General features: G+C 68.5%; 37 protein-coding genes. 4 read left to right on the top strand and 33 right to left on the bottom strand.

Annotated features, from left to right (window positions below):
- The first annotated feature begins 63 nt into the window (after positions 1 to 63).
- The gene (locus tag ACZ607_RS23425; protein WP_469737429.1) at positions 64 to 921 is read left to right on the top strand and encodes a hypothetical protein; all 858 of its coding nucleotides are present in this window, start codon (positions 64 to 66) and stop codon (positions 919 to 921) included.
- A 66-nt stretch (positions 922 to 987) separates the two neighbouring features.
- Complete coding sequence (locus tag ACZ607_RS23420) at positions 988 to 2,877, top strand: hypothetical protein (RefSeq protein WP_469737427.1); 1,890 nt, start codon at positions 988 to 990, stop codon at positions 2,875 to 2,877.
- Here ACZ607_RS23420 and truA read toward each other — a convergent pair.
- The 31 genes from truA to rpsJ form a co-directional block, all read right to left on the bottom strand.
- The gene (gene truA, locus ACZ607_RS23415; RefSeq protein WP_469737425.1) at positions 2,846 to 3,700 is read right to left on the bottom strand and encodes a tRNA pseudouridine(38-40) synthase TruA; all 855 of its coding nucleotides are present in this window, start codon (positions 3,698 to 3,700) and stop codon (positions 2,846 to 2,848) included. The genes ACZ607_RS23420 and truA overlap by 32 nt on opposite strands.
- Before the next feature lie 82 nt (positions 3,701 to 3,782).
- Positions 3,783 to 4,289: a 50S ribosomal protein L17 gene (gene rplQ / locus ACZ607_RS23410; RefSeq protein WP_124274240.1), complete on the bottom strand. Its 507-nt coding sequence runs from the start codon at positions 4,287 to 4,289 to the stop codon at positions 3,783 to 3,785.
- A gap of 137 nt (positions 4,290 to 4,426) precedes the next feature.
- The gene (locus tag ACZ607_RS23405) at positions 4,427 to 5,449 is read right to left on the bottom strand and encodes a DNA-directed RNA polymerase subunit alpha (RefSeq protein ID WP_003966937.1); all 1,023 of its coding nucleotides are present in this window, start codon (positions 5,447 to 5,449) and stop codon (positions 4,427 to 4,429) included.
- Between the two features lie 137 nt (positions 5,450 to 5,586).
- Complete coding sequence (gene rpsK, locus ACZ607_RS23400) at positions 5,587 to 5,991, bottom strand: 30S ribosomal protein S11 (protein WP_003956432.1); 405 nt, start codon at positions 5,989 to 5,991, stop codon at positions 5,587 to 5,589.
- A 104-nt stretch (positions 5,992 to 6,095) separates the two neighbouring features.
- Positions 6,096 to 6,476 carry a 30S ribosomal protein S13 gene (rpsM, locus tag ACZ607_RS23395; protein ID WP_014047799.1) on the bottom strand — a complete coding sequence of 127 codons (381 nt, stop codon included), beginning with the start codon at positions 6,474 to 6,476 and terminating at the stop codon, positions 6,096 to 6,098.
- A 197-nt stretch (positions 6,477 to 6,673) separates the two neighbouring features.
- Positions 6,674 to 6,787 carry a 50S ribosomal protein L36 gene (gene rpmJ, locus ACZ607_RS23390; RefSeq protein WP_003956441.1) on the bottom strand — a complete coding sequence of 38 codons (114 nt, stop codon included), beginning with the start codon at positions 6,785 to 6,787 and terminating at the stop codon, positions 6,674 to 6,676.
- A gap of 60 nt (positions 6,788 to 6,847) precedes the next feature.
- The gene (gene infA, locus ACZ607_RS23385; protein WP_003956442.1) at positions 6,848 to 7,069 is read right to left on the bottom strand and encodes a translation initiation factor IF-1; all 222 of its coding nucleotides are present in this window, start codon (positions 7,067 to 7,069) and stop codon (positions 6,848 to 6,850) included.
- 162 nt (positions 7,070 to 7,231) lie between these two features.
- Positions 7,232 to 8,068 carry a type I methionyl aminopeptidase gene (gene map / locus ACZ607_RS23380; RefSeq protein ID WP_469737422.1) on the bottom strand — a complete coding sequence of 279 codons (837 nt, stop codon included), beginning with the start codon at positions 8,066 to 8,068 and terminating at the stop codon, positions 7,232 to 7,234.
- A gap of 124 nt (positions 8,069 to 8,192) precedes the next feature.
- Positions 8,193 to 8,852 (bottom strand): adenylate kinase, encoded by a 660-nt coding sequence (locus ACZ607_RS23375; protein WP_469737420.1) that lies wholly within the window; start codon positions 8,850 to 8,852, stop codon positions 8,193 to 8,195.
- A complete protein-coding gene (gene secY / locus ACZ607_RS23370; protein ID WP_104788304.1) occupies positions 8,852 to 10,171 on the bottom strand; it encodes a preprotein translocase subunit SecY in 1,320 nt (439 codons plus the stop codon). The genes ACZ607_RS23375 and secY overlap by 1 nt, the downstream gene beginning before the upstream one ends.
- A 220-nt stretch (positions 10,172 to 10,391) precedes the next feature.
- A complete protein-coding gene (rplO, locus tag ACZ607_RS23365) occupies positions 10,392 to 10,847 on the bottom strand; it encodes a 50S ribosomal protein L15 (protein ID WP_351277474.1) in 456 nt (151 codons plus the stop codon).
- Between the two features lies 1 nt (position 10,848).
- Entirely contained in the window at positions 10,849 to 11,031 is a 183-nt protein-coding gene (rpmD, locus tag ACZ607_RS23360; RefSeq protein WP_003966943.1) for a 50S ribosomal protein L30, read from the bottom strand.
- Positions 11,031 to 11,633, bottom strand: coding sequence for a 30S ribosomal protein S5 (gene rpsE / locus ACZ607_RS23355; RefSeq protein WP_014047793.1), 603 nt, complete (start codon positions 11,631 to 11,633; stop codon positions 11,031 to 11,033). Before rpsE ends, rpmD begins: the two co-directional genes overlap by 1 nt.
- 47 nt (positions 11,634 to 11,680) lie before the next feature.
- A complete protein-coding gene (rplR, locus tag ACZ607_RS23350; RefSeq protein ID WP_014047792.1) occupies positions 11,681 to 12,064 on the bottom strand; it encodes a 50S ribosomal protein L18 in 384 nt (127 codons plus the stop codon).
- Positions 12,065 to 12,066: 2 nt separating this feature from the next.
- Positions 12,067 to 12,606, bottom strand: a complete 540-nt coding sequence (gene rplF / locus ACZ607_RS23345; protein WP_014154583.1) for a 50S ribosomal protein L6 — start codon at positions 12,604 to 12,606, stop codon at positions 12,067 to 12,069.
- 21 nt (positions 12,607 to 12,627) lie between these two features.
- Entirely contained in the window at positions 12,628 to 13,026 is a 399-nt protein-coding gene (gene rpsH, locus ACZ607_RS23340; RefSeq protein ID WP_099173847.1) for a 30S ribosomal protein S8, read from the bottom strand.
- Positions 13,027 to 13,247: 221 nt separating this feature from the next.
- Positions 13,248 to 13,433, bottom strand: coding sequence for a type Z 30S ribosomal protein S14 (locus tag ACZ607_RS23335; RefSeq protein WP_003948630.1), 186 nt, complete (start codon positions 13,431 to 13,433; stop codon positions 13,248 to 13,250).
- A gap of 2 nt (positions 13,434 to 13,435) precedes the next feature.
- A complete protein-coding gene (gene rplE, locus ACZ607_RS23330) occupies positions 13,436 to 13,993 on the bottom strand; it encodes a 50S ribosomal protein L5 (protein ID WP_073718383.1) in 558 nt (185 codons plus the stop codon).
- Positions 13,993 to 14,316, bottom strand: coding sequence for a 50S ribosomal protein L24 (rplX, locus tag ACZ607_RS23325; protein WP_028439250.1), 324 nt, complete (start codon positions 14,314 to 14,316; stop codon positions 13,993 to 13,995). The genes rplE and rplX overlap by 1 nt, the downstream gene beginning before the upstream one ends.
- Positions 14,317 to 14,318: 2 nt before the next feature.
- On the bottom strand, positions 14,319 to 14,687 hold the full coding sequence (rplN, locus tag ACZ607_RS23320; RefSeq protein WP_003974257.1) for a 50S ribosomal protein L14: 369 nt from the start codon (positions 14,685 to 14,687) through the stop codon (positions 14,319 to 14,321).
- 100 nt (positions 14,688 to 14,787) lie between these two features.
- Complete coding sequence (gene rpsQ / locus ACZ607_RS23315) at positions 14,788 to 15,072, bottom strand: 30S ribosomal protein S17 (RefSeq protein ID WP_069171155.1); 285 nt, start codon at positions 15,070 to 15,072, stop codon at positions 14,788 to 14,790.
- Positions 15,072 to 15,296: a 50S ribosomal protein L29 gene (gene rpmC / locus ACZ607_RS23310; RefSeq protein ID WP_014047786.1), complete on the bottom strand. Its 225-nt coding sequence runs from the start codon at positions 15,294 to 15,296 to the stop codon at positions 15,072 to 15,074. The genes rpsQ and rpmC overlap by 1 nt, the downstream gene beginning before the upstream one ends.
- Complete coding sequence (gene rplP, locus ACZ607_RS23305) at positions 15,296 to 15,715, bottom strand: 50S ribosomal protein L16 (protein WP_014154587.1); 420 nt, start codon at positions 15,713 to 15,715, stop codon at positions 15,296 to 15,298. Before rplP ends, rpmC begins: the two co-directional genes overlap by 1 nt.
- Before the next feature lie 5 nt (positions 15,716 to 15,720).
- A complete protein-coding gene (gene rpsC, locus ACZ607_RS23300; protein ID WP_014047784.1) occupies positions 15,721 to 16,557 on the bottom strand; it encodes a 30S ribosomal protein S3 in 837 nt (278 codons plus the stop codon).
- On the bottom strand, positions 16,557 to 16,904 hold the full coding sequence (rplV, locus tag ACZ607_RS23295) for a 50S ribosomal protein L22 (RefSeq protein ID WP_004571827.1): 348 nt from the start codon (positions 16,902 to 16,904) through the stop codon (positions 16,557 to 16,559). Before rplV ends, rpsC begins: the two co-directional genes overlap by 1 nt.
- A gap of 43 nt (positions 16,905 to 16,947) precedes the next feature.
- Positions 16,948 to 17,229, bottom strand: coding sequence for a 30S ribosomal protein S19 (gene rpsS, locus ACZ607_RS23290; protein WP_003966956.1), 282 nt, complete (start codon positions 17,227 to 17,229; stop codon positions 16,948 to 16,950).
- A 12-nt stretch (positions 17,230 to 17,241) separates the two neighbouring features.
- Positions 17,242 to 18,078: a 50S ribosomal protein L2 gene (rplB, locus tag ACZ607_RS23285; protein ID WP_014154588.1), complete on the bottom strand. Its 837-nt coding sequence runs from the start codon at positions 18,076 to 18,078 to the stop codon at positions 17,242 to 17,244.
- Positions 18,079 to 18,117: 39 nt separating this feature from the next.
- Positions 18,118 to 18,441, bottom strand: a complete 324-nt coding sequence (gene rplW / locus ACZ607_RS23280; RefSeq protein ID WP_014154589.1) for a 50S ribosomal protein L23 — start codon at positions 18,439 to 18,441, stop codon at positions 18,118 to 18,120.
- Positions 18,441 to 19,091 carry a 50S ribosomal protein L4 gene (rplD, locus tag ACZ607_RS23275; RefSeq protein WP_099173849.1) on the bottom strand — a complete coding sequence of 217 codons (651 nt, stop codon included), beginning with the start codon at positions 19,089 to 19,091 and terminating at the stop codon, positions 18,441 to 18,443. The genes rplW and rplD overlap by 1 nt, the downstream gene beginning before the upstream one ends.
- Before the next feature lie 4 nt (positions 19,092 to 19,095).
- Entirely contained in the window at positions 19,096 to 19,740 is a 645-nt protein-coding gene (gene rplC, locus ACZ607_RS23270) for a 50S ribosomal protein L3 (RefSeq protein WP_014154591.1), read from the bottom strand.
- 14 nt (positions 19,741 to 19,754) lie between these two features.
- On the bottom strand, positions 19,755 to 20,063 hold the full coding sequence (gene rpsJ / locus ACZ607_RS23265) for a 30S ribosomal protein S10 (protein ID WP_003948644.1): 309 nt from the start codon (positions 20,061 to 20,063) through the stop codon (positions 19,755 to 19,757).
- A 442-nt stretch (positions 20,064 to 20,505) separates the two neighbouring features.
- Between rpsJ and ACZ607_RS23260 the strand changes: the two genes are divergently transcribed.
- Positions 20,506 to 20,976, top strand: coding sequence for a GNAT family N-acetyltransferase (locus tag ACZ607_RS23260; RefSeq protein WP_469737413.1), 471 nt, complete (start codon positions 20,506 to 20,508; stop codon positions 20,974 to 20,976).
- Here the strand turns inward: ACZ607_RS23260 and ACZ607_RS23255 are convergent.
- Positions 20,963 to 22,084, bottom strand: a complete 1,122-nt coding sequence (locus tag ACZ607_RS23255; RefSeq protein WP_469737411.1) for a hypothetical protein — start codon at positions 22,082 to 22,084, stop codon at positions 20,963 to 20,965. The two genes, ACZ607_RS23260 and ACZ607_RS23255, sit on opposite strands and share 14 nt — an antisense overlap.
- Before the next feature lie 331 nt (positions 22,085 to 22,415).
- Between ACZ607_RS23255 and ACZ607_RS23250 the strand changes: the two genes are divergently transcribed.
- Positions 22,416 to 24,398, top strand: a complete 1,983-nt coding sequence (locus ACZ607_RS23250) for a PIG-L family deacetylase (RefSeq protein ID WP_469737743.1) — start codon at positions 22,416 to 22,418, stop codon at positions 24,396 to 24,398.
- A gap of 105 nt (positions 24,399 to 24,503) precedes the next feature.
- On the opposite strand, the gene tuf is transcribed toward ACZ607_RS23250, so the two are convergent.
- A complete protein-coding gene (tuf, locus tag ACZ607_RS23245) occupies positions 24,504 to 25,697 on the bottom strand; it encodes an elongation factor Tu (RefSeq protein ID WP_469737408.1) in 1,194 nt (397 codons plus the stop codon).
- Positions 25,698 to 25,741 lie beyond the last annotated feature (44 nt).

The raw sequence follows: 25,741 nt of genomic DNA, 5'->3' as shown, positions 1-25,741 counted from the left end.
AGCATTGTCACGGCATGCCAACCGTTGGCCCAACCGGATTACCGAGGCTCTAGGATTCGCCGCATGAGCTTTGGGCAAGGGGGGCCCTCCTGGGGGCCTGGAGGACCGGGAGAGAGCCGGACTCCGGACTGGGCGGCACTGGCCGAGGCGTCGGCCGCACGCGGCAGGCGCAAGAAGTGGCTGATGATCGGCGGCGGCGCGGTGGCGACCGCCGCGGTGGCCGCGATCGTGGCCACCGCGGTCATCACGACCGACGGCGGCGGCTCATCCCGGGCGGACAAGAACGCGAGCGAGCTGCCGGCCCCGGCCGACCTGCCCTCGGAGTCCGCGCCGGGCCCTTCCTTCTCCTCGGTCGCCCCGCCGCCCCCGCCGGACCCGAAGGACTACATAGCCGACGAGAAGAAGGACAAGGCCCCGGTCACGGTGGACGCCTTCTTCCCCGGCAAGAAACTGACCATGGGCGATCGCGTCTACGCCAAGGGCGCCACCGCCCGTGCGGAGAACTGCGCCACGACGACCCAGGGCGCCCTCGGCTCCATCCTCGACAACAACGGCTGCGACCAGGTCATCCGCGCGACGTACAGCAAGGGCGGCGTCGCGGTCACCGTCGGCCTCGCCGTGTTCGGCACCGAGGCGGAGGCCAGGAAGGCGGCCCAGCAGGCGTCCGGCGGCCTCGCCTCCCTCAGCGGCTCGGGGGTCCCCACGTTCTGCCGCGGCGGATCCGTCTGCCGGCGTACGGCCAACTCCTACGGCCGGTACGCCTACTTCACGATCGGCGGCTACACGAGCGGGAAGAACGTCACCACGGCGGCCAAGGACGTCTACAAGGCCGGTGACGACCTCACCGAGTTCACCTTCCGCCAGATCCGTCACCGCGGTGAGGTCCAGGCCTCGGCGGCCGCAGGTGCCCCCGTCTCCTGACGTACGGCCGTGCTCTCCCCCCCACGCACCAGCTCCGTCCCTCCCCTCGACCGAGGACCTGCCGCCGTGCGTCTGACCGCCCTCTTCACCCTCCCGCGCGTCCTGCGCCACAGTGACGCGGTGGGCGCCGACCTGCCCCCGGACGACGCCGTGGTCCTCGACGCCCCGGACCCCACGCTGCGGGTGGCCCTCGCCGCGGCCGCCGCGGGGGACCACGCCCCGGCCGCCGAGCTGCTCGCCCTCACCCGCGAGCACGCGCAATGGGAGCGCCGGGACACCTGCGTCTCACGTCTCGCCCGCGCCTCGCTGCACCACCCGGGCTGGCTGGACAGCTGGCTGGAGGAGTCCCCGGAGGACCCGGACGCCGTCCTGGTCAAGGCCGACCAGTACGTCTACCAGGCGTGGCAGATACGGACCGGGGCCCGGGCCAGGCACGTCGAGGCCGACCAGTTCCGGGCGTTCCACGCGGTGCTCCGGGACGCGGTGCCGGTGATCTCCGAGGCCGCCGAGCTCAACCCCGACGACCCGGTCCCCTGGCGCGTCGCGCTGACCCAGGCCCGGGGCATCCAGGCGCCGCGGGAGGTGTTCGACACCTATCTGGCCGAGGCGAACGCGCGCGACCCGCACCACGAGGGCTGCCACATCCAGGCGCTCCAGTACCTCTGCGACAAGTGGTTCGGCTCGCACGAGGAGATGTTCGCCTTCGCCGAGCAGGCGGCCGCCCAGGCACCCCCCGGCTCCCGCCTCCACGCGCTGCCGCTCCAGGCCGTCGTCGAGTACCTGATCTCCGACGGGGAGGCCCCCGACCCCGACCCGTACGCCGCCCGCGTCGAGGCCGCGGTGACCCGCGCGCAGGCCCTCTCCGACAGCTACGCCCCCGGGGACCGGGAGGCCGCCGGCTTCCGCAACCACCTGGCCCTGGTCCTCTGGTCGATGAACCGCTACGAGGAGGCCCTCACGGCCTTCCGCACCATCGGGGTGCACGTCACCACCTTCCCCTGGACCTACTTCGGTGACGCCCGCGCGGAGTTCCTGGAGGCCCGCTCCGACACCCGTGTCGAGCTGGCGATGCGGATCCCCTTCTTCCGCCCCTCCCCCCGGCCCCCGGCCACCGGCGCCCCCGACTGGGAGCGCGAACTGGCACCGCGCTCGGTCGCCATCGCCTCCACCGGCCCCACCGAGGTGGCCCAGGCCGCCCTGATCTGCGGCCACAGCCTGCGGACGGCCCCGGCCGGCAGCCATCACACGTACGTCGAGATCGTCCCGGACCCCGTACGCGGCAAGCGCGCGGCCCTGCTCCCCGAGGACCCGCTCACCGCGGCGGCGGACAGCTTCACCACGGCCGAGGACTGGCCGGCCCTGGTCCTGCACCGCACCCCGGAGCGCAGCAGCTTCACCCTGCTCCACCGGGGCAGGAAGGTGGCGGACCACACCTGGGAGACCGCCGCCCCCGCCACCGACCACAGCGAGGCGACGGCGACGGCCACCGTGCTCGCCCGCGTGTACGGGCTGGCCGACCCGCGCCCCCTGGCCCACGTCCTGCGGGCCACCGGCGACCCGGCCCGCCACCAGGGCGAGCTCGTCGCCGCCCTGCGGCTGCCGCCCCTGCCCGCCGGGTACGGCGGCGAGCTGGAGATCCTCGCGGCGCTCCCGGGCGCCCGCGTCCTCGCCCGGCGCGGATTCCTCGCGGGGATGCGGGACACCATCACCACGCAGGACGGCGTCCACCCGGAGGCCCCGGCCCAGGAGGAACCCCACCCGGCCCGCTGGTGGGCGCTGCGCACGGCGGCCCTGCTGTTCTTCACCGCGGCGGCGGTCTACGCCTGGTGGACGCCGGACATCGGCTGGTTCCGCTCCACCGTGTCCAGCGTCCTCGCCGTGTACTACGCGGCCAAGCTGCTCCGCGCCCTGCGCCGCCGGCCGGTCAGCAGCAGCCCGCCCCCGGCAGCGTCCTGACGTTCCGCGCCTCCAGGGCCCGGGCCGCCAGCAGCTCGTCCGCCGGGTACGCCACCTCCTCCAGCGTCAGCCCGTGCGGCCGCACCACGTGCACCGCGGGATCCCGCACCTTCGCCGCCAGCACCTCGGCCGGCCACCCGGCGGGCCTGCGCCCGTCGCCCACGAACAGCGCCGCGCCGATCAGCGCCCGCACCATGTTGTGGCAGAACGCGTCGGCCTGCACGGTCGCCGTCAGCACCCCGGACTCCGCGTCCCGGACCCAGTGCAGCTTCTGGAGCGTACGGATGGTCGTGGCACCCTCACGCTTCTTGCAGTACGCCGCGAAGTCGTGCTCCCCCGTCATCAGGGCGGCCGCCTCGTTCATCGCGTCCAGGTCCAGCGGCCGGTCGTGCCACAGCACATGCCCGCGGGTCAGCGGGTCCACCCCGCCGGGCCGGTCCCCCACGCGGTACGCGTACCGCCGCCACAGCGCGGAGAACCGCGCGTTGAACCCCGCCGGGGCCACGGCCGCACGCCAGATCCGTACGTCCAGCGGCAGGCGCCCCGCCATCCGCCGCAGCAGCTTCTCCTCGTGCTCGGCCCACACCTCGGCCGGCAGGTCCACGTGCGCCACCTGCCCCCGCGCGTGCACCCCCGCGTCGGTGCGCCCGGCGACCGTCAGGTCGTACGTCACCGAGGACCGCGTCACGGTCCGCAGGGCGTCCTCGATCTCGCCCTGCACGGTGCGCCTGCTGGTCTGCTTCGCCCAGCCGGAGAAGTCCTTGCCGTCGTAGGAAAGGTCCAGCCGTACCCGTACAAAGCCGGGCTCTGCCTCGTCACTCACCCGCAGATCCTCTCAGGAAACAAAGAACGGGCCCGCACCGCCCCGAAGGGTGGTGCGGGCCCGTACCCGGGTCTCAGAACGCTCAGGCGTCCTTGGAGTCCTCGGCGGCGGCGTCGGCCGGCTTGGCGTCCTCGACGGTCTCGGCCGGAGCCTCGTCCTTCTTGAGGGCGTCTTCCTTGACGGCGCGCTTCGTCGCGGCCTCGGCCTCACCGGTGGCCTGCTGGGCCACGGTCAGCGCCTCGACCAGCTCGATGACGGCCATCGGGGCGTTGTCGCCACGACGGTTGCCGATCTTGGTGATGCGGGTGTAACCACCGGGGCGGTTCTCGTACCGCGGGGCGATCTCGGTGAAGAGCGTGTGCACGATGCTCTTGTCCGTGATCGACTGCAGCACCAGGCGACGGTTGTGGATGTCGCCCTTCTTCGCCTTGGTGATGAAACGCTCGGCGACCGGACGCAGGCGACGGGCCTTGGCCTCGGTCGTGGTGATGCGGCCGTGCTCGAACAGCGACTTCGCGAGGTTGATGAGAAGAAGCTTCTCGTGCGCAGCGCTGCCGCCCAGACGGGCACCCTTGGCGGGCTGAGGCATGGTTTTCTCCTTGTGTGCTGCACCGGCCGTATCAGGTACCGGTGTCAGTTCCCGCGAGGCGGTCGCCCCGCGGAAGTCTTACGCGCGCCCCGGCCCGGGGCACCCAGAAATCCGGGCACCCCCAGCCGGGAGGCGACTCAGTACTGCTCGGTCTCCACGAAACCGGCGTCCGCGTCGTCGTCCGCGCCGAACGCGTCGGCGGCGGCGGTCGGGTCGAAGCCGGGAGGCGAGTCCTTCAGCGCCAGGCCCATACCGGCCAGCTTCGCCTTGACCTCGTCGATCGACTTCGCACCGAAGTTGCGGATGTCGAGCAGGTCCGCCTCGGAGCGGGCCACGAGCTCACCCACGGAGTGGATGCCCTCGCGCTTGAGGCAGTTGTACGAACGGACCGTGAGCTCGAGCTCCTCGATCGGCAGCGCCAGATCGGCGGCGAGCGCGGCATCCGTCGGGGACGGGCCCATGTCGATGCCCTCGGCGTCGATGTTGAGCTCGCGCGCCAGACCGAACAGCTCGACCAGGGTCTTACCGGCCGACGCCATGGCGTCACGGGGACGCATGGCCTGCTTGGTCTCGACGTCGACGATCAGCTTGTCGAAGTCGGTGCGCTGCTCGACACGGGTCGCCTCGACCTTGTACGTGACCTTGAGCACCGGCGAGTAGATGGAGTCGACCGGGATCCGGCCGATCTCCTGGCCGACCTGCTTGTTCTGGACGGCGGAGACGTAGCCGCGACCGCGCTCGACGGTCAGCTCCATCTCCAGCTTGCCCTTGCCGTTCAGCGTGGCCAGGACCAGGTCCGGGTTGTGGACCTCGACACCGGCCGGCGGGGCGATGTCAGCAGCGGTGACCAGGCCGGGACCCTGCTTGCGCAGGTACATCACGACCGGCTCGTCGTGCTCCGAGGAGACGACCAGCTGCTTGATGTTGAGGATGAGGTCGGTCACGTCCTCCTTGACGCCCGGCACGGTGGTGAACTCGTGCAGGACACCGTCGATCCGGATGCTGGTGACAGCGGCACCGGGGATCGAGGAGAGGAGGGTACGACGCAGGGAGTTACCGAGGGTGTAACCGAAGCCCGGCTCCAGCGGCTCGATCACGAACCGGGAGCGGAACTCGTCGACGACCTCTTCGGTCAGCGACGGACGCTGAGCGATAAGCATGAAGGAATCCTTCAGTCGTGGGCACCCACTATTTGATGCCCGACAGATGAAACAAGGATACGGGCGGCACGCCCCCGAAGGGACATACCGCCCGGATCCGACGCTACTGACGCACGGCCGTCACCGGCCGTGGCGGATCAGACGCGGCGACGCTTCGGCGGACGGCAGCCGTTGTGCGGCGTCGGGGTGACGTCCTGGATCGAACCGACCTCGAGGCCCGTGGCCTGGAGGGAGCGGATCGCGGTCTCACGGCCGGAGCCGGGACCCTTGACGAAGACGTCGACCTTGCGCATGCCGTGCTCCTGCGCGCGGCGGGCGGCCGACTCGGCGGCCATCTGCGCGGCGAAGGGGGTGGACTTGCGCGAGCCCTTGAAGCCGACGTGGCCGGCGGAGGCCCAGGAGATCACGTTGCCCGAGGGGTCCGTGATCGAGACGATCGTGTTGTTGAACGTGCTCTTGATGTGGGCGTGCCCGTGAGCGACGTTCTTCTTTTCCTTGCGACGCACCTTCTTGGCTGCGCCCTGACGACCCTTGGGGGGCATGTCTTGACTCCAGATGGAGAGGGGAGGTGATCGGTCCTACAGCGAAGACCGCTGGTTTCCGCGAACGTCCGGTGACCGGACCTCCGCAGTGCGTCCGCTGAGGACTACTTCTTGCCCGGCTTCTTCTTACCGGCGATGGCGCGACGCGGGCCCTTGCGGGTACGCGCGTTCGTGCTGGTGCGCTGACCGTGGACCGGCAGACCGCGACGGTGCCGGATGCCCTGGTAGCAGCCGATCTCGATCTTGCGGCGAATGTCGCCCTGGATCTCGCGGCGAAGGTCACCCTCGGTGCGAAGGTTGGCGTCGACGTACTCGCGGATCTTGACCAGGTCCTCTTCGGCCAGGTCACGAACGCGGGTGTTCGGGTTCACGCCGGTGGTGGCGAGGATCTCCTTGGACCGGGTGCGCCCGATGCCGAAGACGTAGGTGAGGGCAACCTCCACGCGCTTTTCGCGCGGGATGTCAACACCTGAAACGCGTGCCATTCAATGGCTCCAGTTGTTATTTCGGGGGTCTTCCACAGTGCCGCTCCCGAACGCCGACCCCGACCGAGTGGGAAGGGATGGTACGCCCGGGTCCCCGGCCCCCGCCGGAGGTGTCGTCAGCCGAAGCTTGGACGGGCTCTGCGTATGTACGTTTACGTGCGTCGCGCGAAGAGCTGCGAGATGCAGGTGGTCGTGCGTCAGCCCTGGCGCTGCTTGTGGCGCAGGTTGTCGCAGATGACCATGACCCGGCCGTGACGGCGGATCACCTTGCACTTGTCGCAGATCTTCTTGACGCTCGGCTTGACCTTCATGGGATGTCAGGTTCTCCGGGTCAGTGCCCTCACCACGCCGAAGCGGGATGGCGGCAAGATCTACTTGTACCGGTAGACGATCCGGCCACGCGTCAGGTCGTAGGGAGACAGCTCCACGACGACCCGGTCATCCGGGAGGATACGGATGTAGTGCATCCGCATCTTGCCGCTGATGTGCGCGAGGACTTTGTGACCGTTCTGGAGTTCCACCTTGAACATGGCGTTCGGGAGGGACTCGATCACGGTGCCCTCAATTTCGATGGCACCTTGCTTCTTGGCCACGCTTCGCCTTTCGAATCGGCTACCTTGATCGACTCCCGCCGCCGCATGAAGACACACGGATGCACGAGAGCCGACGAGTCAGTCTACGTCAGCGGACTCCAAAAGACGAATCCGTCAAGTTTGCCCACCGCGGGAGATCCTTAGACCTTCTGCGGACCTCAATCAGCCGAGCGGATCCGGCGCCACCTCGACGCCGTACTGGGCGAGCCTCGCCCTGCCGCAGTCCGGGGCGGTCAGGACCAGCGGGCCCTGCTCCGTGAGGGCGATCGAGTGCTCCCAGTGCGAGGACCAGGTGCCGTCGGTCGTGAGGACCGTCCACTCGTCGGCGAGGACCTTCGTCTGCGCCGTGCCCAGCGACACCATCGGCTCGATGGCCAGGCAGACGCCGGGGACGAGCTTGATGCCCTTGCCCCGCTTGCGCGAGACGTAGTTGAGCAGGTGCGGGTCCATGTGCATCTCGGTGCCGATGCCGTGGCCGCCGTAGTCCTCGATGATCCCGTACTTCCCGGTCGCCGGGCGGGGCTGGCGCCGGATGTAGGACTCGATGGCCTTCGAGATGTCGACGAGCCGGTTGTTCACCTTCATCGCGGCGATCCCGGCCCACATCGACTCCTCGGTCACCCGGGAGAGCTCGACCAGCTCCGGGGCGTGACCGGTGCCCACGAAGGCGGTGTACGCCGCGTCCCCGTGCCAGCCGTCGACGATCGCGCCGGCGTCGATCGAGATGATGTCGCCGTCCTTGAGGACCGTCTTCTCGTCCGGGATGCCGTGCACGACGACCTCGTTGACCGAGGTGCAGATGGTCGCGGGGAATCCGCCGTACCCCAGGAAGTTCGACTTCGCGCCGTGGTCGGCGATCACCTTGCGGGCGACCTCGTCCAGATCCTTCGTCGTGGCGCCCGGCACGGCCGCCTCACGGGTGGCGGCATGAATGGCAGCGACCACCAGGCCCGCCTCGCGCATCTTCGCGATCTGCTCGGGGGTCTTGATCTGCACCATCGCTGGGCGCCTTTCTGGGTACGGGACTGGACATCGGAGCCGTACTCCACGATACGGCGCACAAACAGTCGGCCGCGACGCCCGAGGGCGCCGCGGCCGACTGCGCGGTGTGACAGGACGAGGGTCAGACCTCGTCGGACTTCTTGAGGGCCTCCATGGCCCGCTCGGTCACCTCGGTGACCTTGCCGAGCGCGGAGATCGTCACGACCAGGCCCTGGGACCGGTAGTAGTCGATGATCGGCTCGGTCTGCGTGTGGTAGACCTCGAGACGGGTACGGACCGTCTCCTCCGTGTCGTCGTCCCGCTGGTACAGCTCGCCGCCGCAGGCGTCGCAGACGCCCTCGGTCTTCGGCGGGTTGTACGTCACGTGGAAGACGTGCGCGCTGTCGTTACGGCAGATACGGCGGCCCGCGATGCGCTTGACCACCTCGTCCTCGGGGACCTCGAGGTCAAGAACCGCGTCGAGCTTGACGCCCTCGCTGTGCAGCATCTCGTCGAGTGCCGCGGCCTGCCCCACATTGCGGGGGAAGCCGTCCAGGAGGAAGCCGTTCTCGGCGTCCGACTGGGACATGCGGTCCTTGGCCATCGCGATGGTGACTTCGTCCGGCACCAGCTGTCCCGCGTCCATGAAGGCGCGGGCCTGCTTGCCAAGGTCGGTGCCCTGGCTGATGTTGGCGCGGAAGAGGTCGCCCGTGGAGATGTGCGGAATCGACAGATTCTTGGCAAGGAACGCAGCCTGCGTTCCCTTGCCGGCACCGGGCGGCCCGACGAGGACGATTCGCATCAGCGGAGGAACCCTTCGTAATTGCGCTGCTGGAGCTGACTCTCGATCTGCTTCACGGTCTCCAGACCCACACCCACGATGATCAGGATGCTCGTCCCGCCGAACGGGAAGTTCTGGTTAGCACCGCCGAAGCCTGCCAACGCCATCGTCGGCACCAGAGCGATCAGGCCCAGGTACAGCGAGCCCGGCCAAGTGATCCGGTTGAGCACGTAGCTCAGATACTCGGCAGTAGGTCGACCTGCCCGGATACCCGGGATGAAGCCACCATACTTCTTCATGTTGTCCGCGACTTCCTCGGGGTTGAACGAGATCGCCACATAGAAGAATGCGAAGAACACGATCAACAGGAAGTACGTCGCGATGTAGTACGGGTGGTCGCCCTTGACGAAGTGGTCCTGAATCCAGGTCGCCCAGCCCGCGGTGGAGTTGGAGAACTGAACGATTAGAGCAGGAATGTAGAGCAGCGAAGAAGCGAAGATGACGGGAATCACACCCGCCTGGTTCACCTTCAGCGGGATGTAAGTGGACGTACCGCCGTAGGACCGGCGCCCGATCATCCGCTTCGCGTACTGCACGGGAACCCGGCGCTGGGCCTGCTCGACGAAGACGACGAGGCCGACCATCACGAAGCCGATGAGGATGACGGTGATGAACTCGATCCAGCCGTCGGCCAGCTTGCCGCTCTGCTTGATGGCCCACAGGGCGCCGGGGAAGCTGGCGGCGATCGAGATGAACATCAGGATCGACATGCCGTTGCCGATGCCGCGGTCGGTGATGAGCTCACCGAGCCACATGACGGCGGCGGTGCCGGCGGTCATGGTGATGACCATGACGATGGTCGTGAAGATCGACTGGTTCGGGACGACCTGGTCGGCGACGGAGCAGCCGCTGAACAGCGCACCGCTGCGAGCGGTGGCCACCAGGCCGGTGCCCTGGAGGATGGCCAGCGCCACGGTCAGATAACGCGTGTACTGCGTGATCTTCGCCGTGCCCGACTGCCCCTCCTTCTTGAGGGCTTCGAGCCTGGGGATGACGACGGTCAGCAGCTGAAGAATGATGCTGGCCGTGATGTACGGCATGATGCCGAGCGCGAAGATCGTGATCTGCAGCAGTGCACCACCGCTGAACATGTTCACCAGACCGAACAGACTGTTGTTGCCCTGGCTGGCCTGGTCAACACAGGTCTGGACGTTCTCGTAGCTCACCCCCGGTACGGGAATGTGCGCACCGAGACGGTAGAGCACGATGATGCCGAGCGTGAAGAGCAGCTTCTTGCGCAGGTCGGGCGTCTTGAACGCCCGGGCGAACGCGGTGAGCACGGTGCCTCCTGCGACCCCCGCGCAAAGCGTGAGGTGACGGTCTTGAGGATCGACGATTACGTAACAGTCAAAGGACCCCGGGCGTTTGCCCAGGACTTACCACAGCAACGCACGCCACCTTACCGGCGGACATGCCCCCCTAGGAACGACCAACCGGGGATGCCCCAAATGAGAGGCATCCCCGGTCGGGTGTTCAGGCCACAGCCCTGTCCGAGTTGTCTCAGACGAGTTCGGTGACGGTGCCGCCGGCAGCGGCGATCTTCTCCTTGGCGGAGCCGGAGACGGCGTCAACCGAAACCTGCAGCGCCACGGAGATCTCGCCCTGTCCGAGGACCTTGACGAGGTGGTTGTTGCGCACGGCGCCCTTGGCGACCAGGTCGGCCACCGTGACCTCTCCACCCTCGGGGTAGAGCGTCGCGAGCTTGTCCAGGTTCACGACCTGGTACTCCGTGCGGAACGGGTTCTTGAAGCCCTTGAGCTTCGGGAGACGCATGTGGAGGGGCATCTGGCCACCCTCGAAGCGCTCCGGAACCTGGTAACGAGCCTTCGTACCCTTGGTACCACGGCCTGCGGTCTTACCCTTGGACGCCTCACCACGACCCACACGGGTCTTGGCGGTCTTGGCGCCCGGGGCAGGCCGGAGGTTGTGGGCCTTCAGCGGGTTGTTCTCCGCCATGTCAGTCAACCTCCTCGACCGTCACGAGGTGGCGGACGGTGTGCACCATTCCGCGGAACTCGGGGCGGTCCTCCTTGACAACCGAGTCGTTCAGGCGCTTGAGCCCGAGCGAACGCAGGGTGTCGCGGTGGTTCTGCTTGCTGCCGATGTACGACTTCGTCTGCGTGATCTTGAGGCGAGCCATTACGCACCCGCTCCCGCACGCGCACGGAGCAGAGCCGCGGGGGCGACGTCCTCGAGGGGCAGACCGCGGCGGGCCGCGATCTCCTCGGGACGCTGCAGGCCCTGGAGGGCCGCCACGGTCGCGTGCACGATGTTGATCGGGTTCGACGAACCGAGCGACTTCGACAGGATGTCGTGGACGCCGGCGCACTCCAGGACGGCGCGCACCGGGCCACCCGCGATCACACCGGTACCGGGGGAAGCAGGCTTGAGCAGGACGACGCCCGCAGCCTTCTCGCCCTGGATCGGGTGAGGGATGGTGCCCTGGATACGCGGGACCTTGAAGAAGCTCTTCTTGGCTTCCTCGACGCCCTTGGCGATGGCCGCGGGAACTTCCTTGGCCTTGCCGTATCCGACACCGACGGTGCCGTCACCATCGCCCACCACGACCAGCGCGGTGAAGCTGAAGCGACGACCACCCTTCACTACCTTGGCGACGCGGTTGATCGCGACGACGCGCTCGACGTACGCGGTCTTCTCGGCGGCTGCGCCACCGTCACGGCCCTTCCGGTCCCGCCGCTCGCCGCCACCGGCACCGCTTCCGCGGCGCTGGGGTCCAGCCATTGGATTTACCTCTCTCTGTTACGTCCGCTGTGCGTTGGAACCGGGGCTTAGAACTTCAGCCCGGCTTCACGGGCGGCGTCAGCCAGAGCGGCAATCCGCCCGGCGTACTGGTTACCACCGCGGTCAAACACGACGGCCTCGACGCCTGCAGCCTTGGCACGCTCGGCGACCAGGGCGCCGACCTGCTTGGCCTGGGCGCTCTTGTCACCCTCGCCACCACGGATCGAGGTGTCCAGGGTCGACGCCGACGCGAGCGTGTGGCCCGCGATGTCGTCGATGACCTGGGCCACGATGTGGCGGTTGGAACGCGTCACGACCAAGCGCGGACGCTCCGGCGAACCGGAGATGTGCTTGCGGACGCGGATGTGGCGCCGCTTGAGAGCGGCACGCTTGTACGCGTCGCCCTTGGCGATCTTCACACCGTATGCCATGGCTACTTACCAGCCTTTCCGACCTTGCGGCGGATGACCTCGCCCGCGTACTTGACGCCCTTGGCCTTGTACGGGTCGGGCTTCCGCAGCTTGCGGATGTTGGCGGCTACCTCGCCGACCTTCTGCTTGTCGATGCCCTCGACGCTGAGCTTCGTGGGCGACTCGACCTTGAAGGTGATGCCTTCCGGAGCCTCGATGAGGATCGGGTGGCTGTAGCCCAGGGCGAACTCCAGGTTGGAGCCCTTCGCCTGGACGCGGTAACCGACACCGCTGATCTCGAGCGCCTTGCTGTATCCCTGGGTCACACCGGTGATCATGTTCGCCACCAGCGTGCGGGACAGGCCGTGAAGGGCCTTGTTCTGACGCTCGTCGTTCGGGCGGACGACGTTGAGCACGCCGTCCTCACCCTTGGTGACCTCGATCGGCGCTGCGACGGTGTGCGAGAGAGAACCCTTCGGGCCCTTCACCGCGACCGTGCGGCCATCGATGGTGACGTCCACACCGGCGGGAACCTGGATGGGGAGCTTGCCGATTCGCGACATGAGCTTTTCCTCCGTTCCCGACTACCAGACGTAGGCGAGGACTTCCCCACCTACGCCCTTCTTGCTGGCCTGCTGGCCGGTCAGGAGACCGTGGGACGTGGAGATGATCGCCACGCCCAGGCCGCCGAGAACCTTCGGCAGATTGGTGGACTTTGCGTATACACGCAGACCCGGCTTCGAGATGCGCTTGATGCCGGCGATCGAACGCTCGCGGTTCGGACCGAACTTCAGCTCGAGGATGAGGTTCTTACCGACCTCGGCGTCCTCGACCTTCCAGCCGGTGATGAAGCCCTCCTGCTGGAGGATCTCCGCGATGTGCGACTTGATCTTGCTGTGCGGCATCGAAACATCGTCGTGATACGCCGAGTTCGCGTTGCGCAGACGCGTGAGCATGTCTGCGATGGGATCAGTCATGGTCATGAGTTGGCCTTCGGCCTCTCTCGCCGGGGTTTCCTGTATGCGCCATCCCTCTCCCCACTCAGTGGCGGGACGGGTGCGGTGCGGGGACCTACGGCGTAGTAAGTCGGTCAGGGCGGCAGGCGCCCAACCCTTCAAGCCTACGGCATGAAGAGCGGGGCTCCTGCCGACCGGATACTTACCGAGAGCTTTCCGGTCCTACGACGCCCGAGGGCGACGGAGGATTACCAGGAGCTCTTGGTCACGCCCGGCAGCTCGCCACGGTGAGCCATCTCACGAAGGCACACGCGGCAGAGGCCGAACTTGCGGTAGACGGAGTGGGGCCGGCCGCAGCGCTGGCAGCGGGTGTACCCGCGAACGCCGAACTTCGGCTTACGGGCGGCCTTAGCGATCAGAGCCTTCTTCGCCACGGTCAGTTCTCCTTGAACGGGAAGCCGAGGTGACGAAGCAGGGCACGACCCTCGTCGTCGTTGGTCGCCGTGGTGACCACGGTGATGTCCATGCCCCGGACCCGGTCGATCTTGTCCTGGTCGATCTCGTGGAACATGACCTGCTCCGTGAGACCGAAGGTGTAGTTGCCACGGCCGTCGAACTGCTTGGGCGACAGGCCGCGGAAGTCACGGATACGCGGAAGCGCGAGCGACAGCGTACGGTCCAGGAACTCCCACATGCGGTCACCACGGAGGGTGACGTGGCAGCCGATCGGCTGCCCCTCGCGCAGCTTGAACTGCGCGATCGACTTGCGGGCCTTCGTGACGGCCGGCTTCTGGCCCGTGATCGTGGTGAGGTCCTTGACGGCACCGTCGATCAGCTTGGAGTCGCGGGCGGCGTCGCCCACACCCATGTTGACCACGATCTTGACCAGACCGGGGACCTGCATGACGTTCTCGTACGAGAACTCCTCACGCAGCTTGCCGGCGATTTCCTCGCGGTAGCGCGTCTTGAGACGCGGCGCAGTGGTGGTCGTCATCAGATGTCCTCACCGGTCCGCTTGGCAACGCGGATCTTCTTGCCCTCGTCGTCAAAGCGGTAGCCGACGCGGGTGACGACCTTGTTGCCGTCCTTCTCCACGACCAGCTGCACGTTGCTGACGTGAATCGGGGCCTCGGTGGTGACAATGCCACCCGTCTGCGAACCGCGAGCCGTCTGACCGGCCTTGGTGTGCTTCTTGACCCGGTTGACACCCTCGACGAGGACGCGGTCCTGAGCGGGGTAGGCCACGATGACCTTGCCCTGCTTGCCCTTGTCCTTACCGGTGATGACCTGAACCAGGTCGCCCTTCTTGATCTTCATGCTTACAGCACCTCCGGCGCGAGCGAGATGATCTTCATGAACTTCTTCTCGCGCAGCTCTCGGCCCACGGGGCCGAAGATACGGGTGCCGCGGGGGTCGCCGTCGTTCTTGAGAATGACAGCGGCGTTCTCGTCGAAGCGGATGTACGAACCATCCGGGCGACGACGCTCCTTGACGGTGCGAACGATGACGGCCTTGACGACGTCACCCTTCTTCACGTTGCCACCGGGGATCGCGTCCTTGACGGTGGCGACGATGACGTCACCGATGCCCGCGTAGCGGCGACCCGAGCCACCGAGAACACGGATGGTGAGAATTTCCTTCGCACCCGTGTTGTCGGCGACGCGCAGTCGCGACTCCTGCTGGATCACGTCTATCTCCTGATCGTCTGCCGGTTCCCGGCGGGGGCTCCGGTGAAGGAGCCCCCGCCGAGCCTGGCGGAACTTACCTGCGGGGAATGCCCCTCAGGGATTACTTGGCCTTCTCGAGGATCTCGACGATGCGCCAGCGCTTCGTGGCGGACAGCGGACGCGTCTCCATGATGACAACGCGGTCGCCGACGCCTGCAGCGTTCTGCTCGTCGTGGGCCTTGAGCTTGTTCGTACGGCGGATGACCTTGCCGTACAGCGCGTGCTTGACGCGGTCCTCGACAGCGACGACGACGGTCTTGTCCATCTTGTCGCTGACGACCAGACCCTCACGGGTCTTGCGGAAACCGCGGTCGGTGTTGGTCTCAGTCACAGTCTTCTCGCTCATCAGACGCTCTCCACCGTCTCGATGCCCAGCTCGCGCTCACGCATCAGGGTGTAGATCCGGGCGATGTCCTTACGGACGGACTTGAGCCGACCGTGGTTCTCGAGCTGACCCGTCGCCGCCTGGAAGCGGAGGTTGAACAGCTCTTCCTTGGCCTCGCGGAGCTTGTTGAGAAGCTCCTCGTTGCCCAGCTCGCGCAGCTCGGACGCCTTGGTACCGGCCGACATCACGACTCACCTGCCTCGCGCCGAACGATCCGGCACTTCATCGGAAGCTTGTGAGCAGCGCGGGTGAGCGCCTCACGAGCAATCTTCTCGTTCGGGTAGGACAGCTCGAACATCACCCGACCGGGCTTGACGTTCGCGATCCACCACTCGGGAGAACCCTTACCGGAACCCATGCGGGTCTCGGCAGGCTTCTTCGTCAGGGGGCGGTCCGGGTAGATGTTGATCCAGACCTTGCCGCCACGCTTGATGTGGCGGGTCATCGCGATACGAGCTGCCTCGATCTGGCGGTTCGTCACGTACGCCGGGGACAGCGCCTGGATGCCGTACTCGCCGAACGCAACCTGCGTGCCACCCTTGGACATACCGCTGCGCTTCGGGTGGTGCTGCTTGCGGTGCTTGACCCTACGGGGGATCAGCATTTCGGTCAGGCCTCCGTTCCGGTGCTCTCAGCCGGAGCAGCGGCGGCGGGAGCGTCGGCCTTGGGGGCCTCCGCTGCCGGCGCGGACTGCTGCGGCTTGCGGCCGCGACCGCCACGCTCGCCACCACGGCCACCACGGCCGGCCGGGCGGTCAGCGCCGCCACGAGCCGGTCGGTTGCCGGCGCGAGCCGCTGCGTTCTCGGCGCGGACCTCGGCGATGTTCTTGACGTCGCCCTTGTAGATCCAGACCTTCACACCGATGCGGCCGAAGGTCGTCTTGGCCTCGAAGAAGCCGTAGTCGACGTTCGCACGGAGCGTGTGCAGGGGCACGCGGCCCTCGCGGTAGAACTCCGAGCGGGACATCTCGGCGCCGCCGAGGCGGCCACCGCACTGGATCTTGATGCCCTTGGCGCCCGCCTTCATCGTGCTCTGCATGCTCTTGCGCATGGCACGACGGAAGGAGACACGGGAGGAGAGCTGCTCGGCGACGGCCTGGGCCACCAGCTGAGCGTCCACCTCGGGGTTCTTGACCTCGAGGATGTTCAGCTGGACCTGCTTGCCGGTCAGCTTCTCCAGCTCGCCACGGATGCGGTCGGCCTCGGCGCCGCGGCGGCCGATGACGATGCCCGGGCGGGCGGTGTGGATGTCGACGCGGACGCGGTCGCGGGTGCGCTCGATCTCAACCTTCGAGATGCCGGCGCGCTCCATGCCCTTCGTCATCATGCGACGAATGGCGACGTCTTCCTTGACGTAGTCCTTGTACAGCTTGTCGGCGTACCAACGGGACTTGAAGTCCGTGGTAATGCCGAGTCGGAACCCGTGCGGGTTTACCTTCTGGCCCATTACCGGGTTCCTTCCTTGCTGCTGACGACCACGGTGATGTGGCTGGTCCGCTTACGGATCCGGTAGGCACGGCCCTGAGCACGCGGACGGAACCGCTTCAGGGTCGGGCCCTCGTCCACGTACGCCTCGCTGATGACCAGCGAAGAGGCGTCGGTGTGGTCGTAGTTGTGTGCAGCGTTGGCGATGGCGCTGTCCAGCACCTTGCCAACCGGCACGCTCGCGGCCTGCGGGGCGAAACGCAGGACCGCCTGAGCCTCCGTGGCATCCATGCCACGGATGAGGTCCACCACGCGGCGGGCCTTCATGGGCGTGACGCGGATGTACCGCGCCTGGGCCCTGGCTTCCATGGTTGTCCCTTCGGTGTAAGTCATAGTCGTTTCCACCCCGCGGTTAGCGGCGCTTCGACTTCCGGTCGTCCTTGACGTGGCCGCGGAAGGTGCGAGTCGGCGAGAACTCGCCGAGCTTGTGGCCGACCATCGACTCGGTGACGAACACCGGGACGTGGATCTTGCCGTTGTGCACCGCGATGGTGTGACCCAGCATGGCCGGGACGATCATCGAGCGACGGGACCAGGTCTTGATGACGTTCTTGGTGCCTGCCTCGTTCTGTACGTCCACCTTCTTGATGAGGTGGCCGTCGACGAAGGGCCCCTTCTTGAGACTGCGCGGCATCTAAACCCGCTCCTAGCGCTTCTTGTTCGTCTTGCGGCGGCGGACGATGTACTTGTTCGATGCCTTCTTCGGCGAACGAGTACGACCCTCCTTCTGACCCCACGGCGAGACCGGGTGACGTCCACCGGAGGTCTTGCCTTCACCACCACCGTGCGGGTGGTCAACCGGGTTCATCGCGACACCGCGGACGGTCGGGCGGACGCCCTTCCAGCGCATGCGGCCGGCCTTGCCCCAGTTGATGTTCGACTGCTCGGCGTTGCCGACCTCGCCGATCGTGGCGCGGCAGCGGGCGTCGACCAGCCGGATCTCTCCGGAAGGCATACGAAGGTGGGCCATCGTGCCCTCCTTCGCCAGCAGCTGCACGGAGGCACCCGCGGAACGGGCGAACTTCGCGCCGCCGCCGGGCCGCAGCTCGATGGCGTGGATGGTCGTACCGACCGGGATGTTGCGCAGCGCCAGGTTGTTGCCCGGCTTGATGTCGGCGCCCGGACCGTTCTCGACGCGGTCACCCTGCGACAGGCCACGGGGGGCGACGATGTAACGCTTCTCGCCGTCCGCGTAGTGCAGCAGCGCGATGCGCGCGGTGCGGTTGGGGTCGTACTCGATGTGCGCGACCTTGGCCGGCACGCCGTCCTTGTCGTGACGACGGAAGTCGATCACGCGGTAGGCGCGCTTGTGGCCACCACCCTGGTGGCGAACGGTCACACGACCGGCGTTGTTACGGCCGCCCTTGTTGTGCAGAGGGCGGACCAGCGACTTCTCCGGCGTGGACCGCGTGATCTCGACAAAGTCGGCGACGCTGGAGCCACGACGGCCCGGGGTCGTCGGCTTGTACTTGCGGATACCCATTTCTCAGTCCTCGTCCGATTCCGGACGACTCGACCTCCGTCAGGAGGTCGGGCCGCCGAAGATGTCGATACGGTCGCCCTCGGCGAGGGTCACGATGGCGCGCTTCGTGTCGGCGCGCTTGCCGAAACCGGTCTTGGTGCGCTTGCGCTTACCCTGCCGGTTGATCGTGTTGACCCCGGTGACCTTGACCGAGAAGACCGCTTCCACGGCCTGCTTGATCTGGGTCTTGTTGGAGCCGGGCGCGACGATGAACGTGTACTTGTTCTCGTCGAGCAGCGCGTAGCTCTTCTCGGAGACAACCGGCTTGACGAGAACGTCGCGCGGGTCCGAGTAGGTCTTGCTGGTAACGGTCGCCTCACTCATCAGGCGGCGCTCCCTTCGGTCTCAGCGGTCTGGGGGCCAGACACGAAGGACTCGAAAGCGGCCTGGGTGAAGACCACGTCGTCAGAGACGATCACGTCGTACGTGTTCAGCTGGCCCGGCTCCAGGATGTGCACCTGGGGCAGGTTGCGCGCGGACAGCCACGCGGCCTCGTCGGCGCGGTCGACGACCAGGAGCAGGTTGCTGCGCTCCGAGATCTTGCCGAGCAGCGTCTTGGCGGCCTTGGTGGAGATCCCACCCTCGACCACGCCGGTGACGACGTGGATGCGGGAGTGACGCGCCCGGTCCGAGAGGGCACCGCGCAGGGCGGCGGCCTTCATCTTCTTCGGGGTGCGCTGCGAGTAGTCACGCGGCTGCGGGCCGTGGACGACGCCACCGCCGGCGAACTGCGGCGCACGGGTCGAACCCTGGCGCGCGCGGCCGGTGCCCTTCTGGCGGTACGGCTTGCGCCCACCACCGCGGACCTCGCCACGGGACTTGGTCTTGTGCGTGCCCTGACGGGCAGCTGCCAGCTGTGCGACGACGACCTGGTGGATCAGCGGAACGCTGGTCTTCGCGTCGAAGATCTCCGCGGGGAGCTCGACGGTACCGGCCTTGTCGCCTGCCGGCGAAAGGATGTCAATGGTGCTCATTACCTCAAGCCCCCTTGGCCGCGGTACGGACCAGGACGAGGCCGCCGTTCGGACCGGGGACCGCGCCCTTGATGAGGAGCAGACCCTTCTCCGCGTCAACCGCGTGGATGGTCAGGTTCTGGGTGGTGACGCGCTCGTTACCCATCCGACCGGCCATGCGCATGCCCTTGAAGACACGCCCAGGGGTGGCGCAGCCACCGATCGAACCGGGGGAACGGTGCTTGCGCTGGACGCCGTGGCCGGCGCCGAGGCCCTTGAAGTTGTGACGCTTCATGACACCGGCGAAGCCCTTGCCCTTGCTCTTGCCCGTGACGTCGACCTTGACGCCGGACTCGAACACCTCGGCAGTGACCTCCTGGCCCAGCGTGTACTCGCTGGCGTCAGGGGTGCGGAGCTCCACCAGGTGGCGGCGCGGGGTGACGTCGGCCTTGGCGAAGTGACCCTTGAGGGGCTTGTTCACCTTGCGCGGGTCGATCTCGCCGAAGGCGATCTGCACCGACTCGTAGCCGTCGCTGTCGTTCGTACGGACCTGCGTCACGACGCACGGACCGGCCTTGACGACGGTCACCGGGACGACCCGGTTGTTCTCGTCCCAGACCTGGGTCATGCCGAGCTTCTCGCCCAGGACGCCCTTGATGTTCTTGCTCATCTCGGCCCGTCCCCTCAGAGCTTGATCTCGATGTCGACGCCAGCCGGCAGGTCGAGGCGCATCAGCGAGTCAACCGTCTTCGGCGTGGGGTCGAGGATGTCGATGAGGCGCTTGTGCGTGCGCATCTCGAAGTGCTCGCGAGAGTCCTTGTACTTGTGCGGCGACTTGATGACGCAGTACACGTTCTTCTCAGTGGGCAGCGGCACCGGGCCCGCGACCGACGCACCAGTGCGGGTCACCGTCTCGACGATCTTCTTCGCCGAGGAGTCGATGACCTCGTGGTCGTAGGCCTTGAGCCGGATGCGGATCTTCTGTCCCGCCATGGCTACTAGTAGTCCTGTCTCTCATAACGCTCTGGAACCCGGGAGTTCTCTTAACTCCGCCTCCGACCCACGCGGTCGGGCGTGTCGCATCCCCTCTACGTAGATCTCCCGAAGGATTTCCCAACCAAGGGGGTGCGGGCCGAAACCACGCTGCCGGGGGCGAAACCCCACCGGGTGCCTGGTCAGTGCCCCACTGACACTTCCCGGAAGATTCCCGTACGTCCGACCCTGGGGGTCGACGAGTACTGTGGGACTCGCTTCCGGTCCTCCCGGCGGGAGGCGCGCAGCATTGACACTCAACCGAGCAACCTGGCTAGTGTGCCATACGGCTCAGGGGCCTGGCCAATCGGGCCGGGGATCTTACCCCCTGTGAGGGACCGGTCAAACGCGGGAGCCTTTCCGGGCTCCTTCGGCGGCGCGGCGGGCTGGTTGAATCCGGGCCATGAGCACGAGCATCACACGCGACGTCTGGACCCTGCGCCCCGCCACCCCCGAGGACCTCGAACCCGTCGCCGAGGTCCGCGCCGTCGTCATGCGCCCCGACCTGGAGCGCCTCGGCCGGTACGACGAGCACCGCGTCCGGCAGCGCCTCCGGGACGCCTACGCCCCCGGGCACACCACGGTCGTGGAGGTGGACGGGACCTTCGCCGGCTGTGTGGCCCTGCGCCCCTCCGACGACGGCCGGTGGCTGGAGCACTTCTACCTCGCCCCGGAGTTCCAGGGCAGAGGCATGGGCACCGGCATCCTGGCCGCCCTCCTCGCCCGTACGGACGCCGAGGGCGTGACGGTCCGCCTGAACGTCCTCCAGGGCAGCCCGGCCCGTCGGCTGTACGAGCGCCACGGCTTCGTCCTGGAGCGGGAGGACCCGGTGGACGTCTTCATGGTGCGGGCACCCCGGGTCAGCTGCGGGTGAGTGTGCCGCAGGCCCCGTCGGGCTGCATCGCGCCGCGGTCGTAGGGGTCCACCTCGTCCCCGTGGGGACCCGGGGCCGGGGTGTCGCTCGGGAAGGACGGGTGCAGGAAACCGTCGTACGCCTCGCAGGCGGTGTTGCCGAAGTTCTGGTCGGACGACAGGACGGAGAGCTTGCCCCGCGTCGCCCGGAACCGCTCCGGGTCGTGCAGCACCGTCGTCAGCCGCCGCCGCACGATCGTGCGCGCCACCTCGTCCCCTCCCGGCCTCACCAGCGGATAGACGAAGGTGAAGTCGGCGTGCACCTCGACGGTGCCGGGGTCACCGGCCTCGAAGGTCATCTCGCCGCGGGTCTTGACCACCTCCCCCGCCTGCTCCACCTCGGCGGGGTCGAACCGGCTGAACATCATCAGCGGGTCCTGCTTCTCGGAGGGCTCCGAGAGCGCCCGCTCCAGCCGCTGCCGCTCCCCGTCCTGAAGCGGATCGAGCAGCTCCAGGGCCGTGGAGGGCCGCTCCCCCCGCAGGGTGGCCGGGTCGAGGTTGGCGGCGATGAGGAGCTGCCGGGTCGCCCGCAGGGCCTGGTCGACCTCGCCCTCGCTCATCCCGCCGACCGCGGTGGCCGCGGGGAGCTCGATCCCCGCCGCCCCGTCCGCCCAGTCGAGCGCGGGCGAGCCCTCGAACGGCTGCGCCCGGGTCGCCCGGCCCGCACCGTCCTCGTCGCTCCCGCCCGGGAGGTGGTCGGTCAGCAGGCTCGGCCGCATGGTGACGACGAGGGCGCCCAGGACCACCGCGAACCCCAGGACCGCGGCCGCGCGCCGCAGCTTCCGGGGGCGGCCGCTCCCGTACCGCGGGCCCGGACCGGTGCGCCAGCCCTCGGGCTGCCACTGCTGGGGCTGCTTCCGGCTCCGACGGCCCCCGCTCGCGGCGGCCTGCTCGTCCAGCGCGCGCAGGCGCGCGGTGACCATCCGGGCACGGGCCGAGGGCTCCTTGGGCGCGTCGGCCCCACTGCTCCCGGCCCGCCGCACGAGTTCCGCCCACTGCTCGTCGGAGACGGTGCCGTCCCCCTGGTCCGGGTGTTCGGACGGCCCACCCGAAGGCGTATCGGTGCTCACTGTTCTGTTCCACTCCCCCACGCAATGCCTGCGCCCCCACCTCATGTCGCGGGGCGGAGTCCCGGCAAGAGGGCGGGAGGAACTGTGACGACCACGTGACGATCACATGGTCCTGGATCCCCGGCCCCGGCGTCACGGGGGCAACCCCGCCGCCCGGATCCCCGTCTATCCCCCCGCAGGACCAGGCACACAGCCCTGACCTGCGCTGACCGACAGTACGCAGCTCCGGGCACCGGCCCGTCCGCTGCGGGGGGACGCGGACGGAGTGCGTGGCGTGACGGATGGACCTGCCCTGCCCGGAAACGGTGTGCGAAGACGCGCCGTCATCACCATGGCCGCCGCGGGCGCGGCCCTCACCGCCTGCTCGGTCCCGGCGCCCCGGCGCACGGACCCCGCGCCGGACCCCGCGCCCGGCCGGCCCATCGGCACCGGGCGGCGGGCGCTGCTCATGCAGATCCTCGCCCACCCGGACGACGACCTGTACTTCATGAACCCGGACACCCGGCGCGCGCTCGACGCCGGGACCCCGCTGGTCTGTGTGTACCTCACGGCCGGCGAGGCCGACGGCGTCAACAAGATCCCCGGCCGCGCCCGTCCGGCACCGGACAGGGCCGCGTACTCCTCGTCCCGCCACCAGGGCCTGCGGCAGGCGTACGCGACCCTGCTCGGGCTGGAGAAGTTCACCCCCTGGGAGATCTCCGTCGCCGACCTGGGCGACGGGCACCGGGCCGAGGTCAACACCCTGACCGCGGGTGCCCGCCAGGTCGAGCTGGTCTTCCTGAACACGGCCATGCACACCGGCCGCCACCGGCTCGGGCTGCCCAGCCTCTGGCAGGACCGGCGGCTCGTGCTGCGCACCGTCGTCGCCGACGGTTCGCCGCTGCGCCGCGCCGGCTCGTACACGTACGACGGGATGGTCGACGTCATCGCCGGGCTGCTGGAGCGCTTCCGGCCGACCGTCGTGCACACCCTGGACCCGGACCCCGACATCCAGCACAGCACCGAGGCGGTCCGGCGTGCCGACAGCGAGCAGCACGGGTACTCCGACCACGCCGACCACACCGCCGCGGCCTGCTTCGCCTGGGCGGCGATGATCCGCTGGGTCGCCCGGAGCAGCGCGGCCGGCGGGCAGATACCGGGCTTCGCCGTCGCCTCGTTCCGCGGGTACTACAACCGGCACTGGCCGAAGAACCTGCCGCCCGGCGTGCTCGACGGGAAGGCCGCCGCCCTCGTCCCCTACGGCGGCTCGCCCGACTGGGAGTGCGGCAACCCGGCGGGATGCGGCGACTACAACGTCGGCGGCGACCGGCCGCTGACCAACAGGAAGGGCTGGGTCCGGTCCACCCACCATCGCTACCCGGGCCCCCGCACGGTCGTCGCCGCCGAACCCGGCGGACGGCTCGCCGCGTACGCCGTGGCCGGGCTCCGTCTGGTCCGGTGGCGCGAGACCCCCGGCGCCGACGGGGTGTGGGGCCCGCCGGACGACCTCGGCGGCGGCCCGCTCGCCCCGGGCCTGGGCTCGGCCACCACGGGCGACGGCCGGCTGCTCGTGTTCGGGCTGCGCTTCGCCGCGCTCGGCGGCCACGGCGCCGACAACGAGCGCGAGATCGTGCTGCTGGAGCAGAGCGCCCCGGGCGGCGGCTTCCGCGCCTGGCGCGGTCTCGGCACCCCCTCCCCCGGCCGCGACGACGGCCGCCGCATCGGCGTCCCCGTCGCCGTCACCGCGCCGGACGGCCGCGTCCACCTCTTCGTGCGCAACGCGGAGAAGGGGCTCAGCACCCGGGTACGGGAGGCGGACCGGACCTGGGGCGGCTGGCGGGACCTGGGCGGCGGAGAGGTCCAGGACGGCCTGAGCGCGGTGGTGGACGGCACCGGGCGGGTCCATGTGTACGCGGCGGGACACCACGCGGTGCACCACTGGACCGAGGACGCGCCGGGCACCGGCCTCACCGCCCGTACGCAGATCGACGCCGGCCCCGTACCGGGTGACGCGCCCGCCGCGCTCCCGGCGGCCGACGGCACGGTGGACCTGTTCTACCGGGGCCAGGCCCGGGCCGCGACGACGGTCGTACGGGGCGGGGCGGCCACCGGCCTGGCGGGCTTCGACGGCTACGGCGAACTGGCCGCCGCCGGACCCGCACTGCTCGGCCGCACCACCGACGGCCTGCTCCAGCTCCGTACGGGCACGCGGCACTCCGTACGGTCGCGGGGGCCCGTCGCGCTGGACGGCGCCGCGCTCCGCATCGGCGGCGACGGACGCCCGGTGGTGGTGGGGCTGGGGACGGACGCGCTTCCCTGGACGTGGCGCCCGTAACCCCCGACGGCACACGGAAGAGGGGCCCCGCCCCACCGCTCGCGCGGTGGGCCGGGGCCCCTCTCGGTGCTCTGTGCGGAGCAACCAGGTCAGACGCTCAAGGACTTACTTGAGGATCTTGGTGACCTGGCCGGCGCCCACGGTCCGGCCACCCTCACGGATGGCGAACTTCAGGCCCTCTTCCATGGCGACCGGCTGGATCAGCGCGACGTCCATGAGGGTGTTGTCACCCGGCATGACCATCTCGGTGCCCTCGGGAAGGGTCACAACGCCCGTCACGTCCGTGGTACGGAAGTAGAACTGCGGGCGGTAGTTGTTGAAGAAGGGGGTGTGACGGCCACCCTCGTCCTTCGACAGGATGTAGGCCTGGGCCTGGAACTCGGTGTGCGGCGTGACCGAACCCGGCTTGATGATGACCTGGCCGCGCTCGACGTCCTCGCGCTTGATGCCACGGAGGAGCAGACCGACGTTCTCACCGGCCTGGCCCTCGTCGAGCAGCTTGCGGAACATCTCGATGCCGGTGACCGTGGTGGTGGTCTTCTCGGTCTTGATACCGACGATGTCGACGGTCTCGTTGACCTTCAGGACACCACGCTCGATGCGGCCGGTGACGACCGTACCGCGACCGGTGATCGTGAAGACGTCCTCGATCGGCATGAGGAACGGCTTCTCGACGTCACGCTCGGGCTGCGGGATGGCCTCGTCGACAGCCTTCATCAGGTTGAGGACGGACTCACCCCACTCCTTGTCGCCCTCGAGCGCCTTGAGCGCCGAGACCTTGACGACCGGGACGTCGTCGCCCGGGAACTCGTACTCGGAGAGGAGCTCACGGACCTCGAGCTCGACGAGCTCCAGGATCTCCTCGTCGTCCACCATGTCGGCCTTGTTCAGCGCGACGACGATGTACGGCACGCCTACCTGGCGGGCCAGGAGCACGTGCTCCTTGGTCTGCGGCATCGGGCCGTCGGTGGCCGCGACCACGAGGATGGCGCCGTCCATCTGCGCCGCACCCGTGATCATGTTCTTGATGTAGTCGGCGTGACCCGGGCAGTCGACGTGCGCGTAGTGACGCGACTCCGTCTGGTACTCGACGTGCGCGATCGAGATGGTGATACCGCGCTGGCGCTCCTCAGGAGCCTTGTCGATCTGGTCGAAGGCCGAGGCCTCGTTCAGGTCCGGGTACGCGTCGTGCAGCACCTTGGTAATGGCGGCCGTGAGGGTCGTCTTACCGTGGTCGATGTGACCGATGGTGCCGATGTTGACGTGCGGCTTAGTCCGCTCGAACTTTGCCTTCGCCACTGGGGTCCTCCTGAGTGGTTCTGTACGCCTTGCTTCATCGGCGC

Source organism: Streptomyces sp. NPDC104381 (assembly GCF_055583745.1).
The sequence above is the reverse complement of the archived record's forward strand: the minus strand, read 5'-3'. Positions and strand labels throughout refer to the sequence as shown.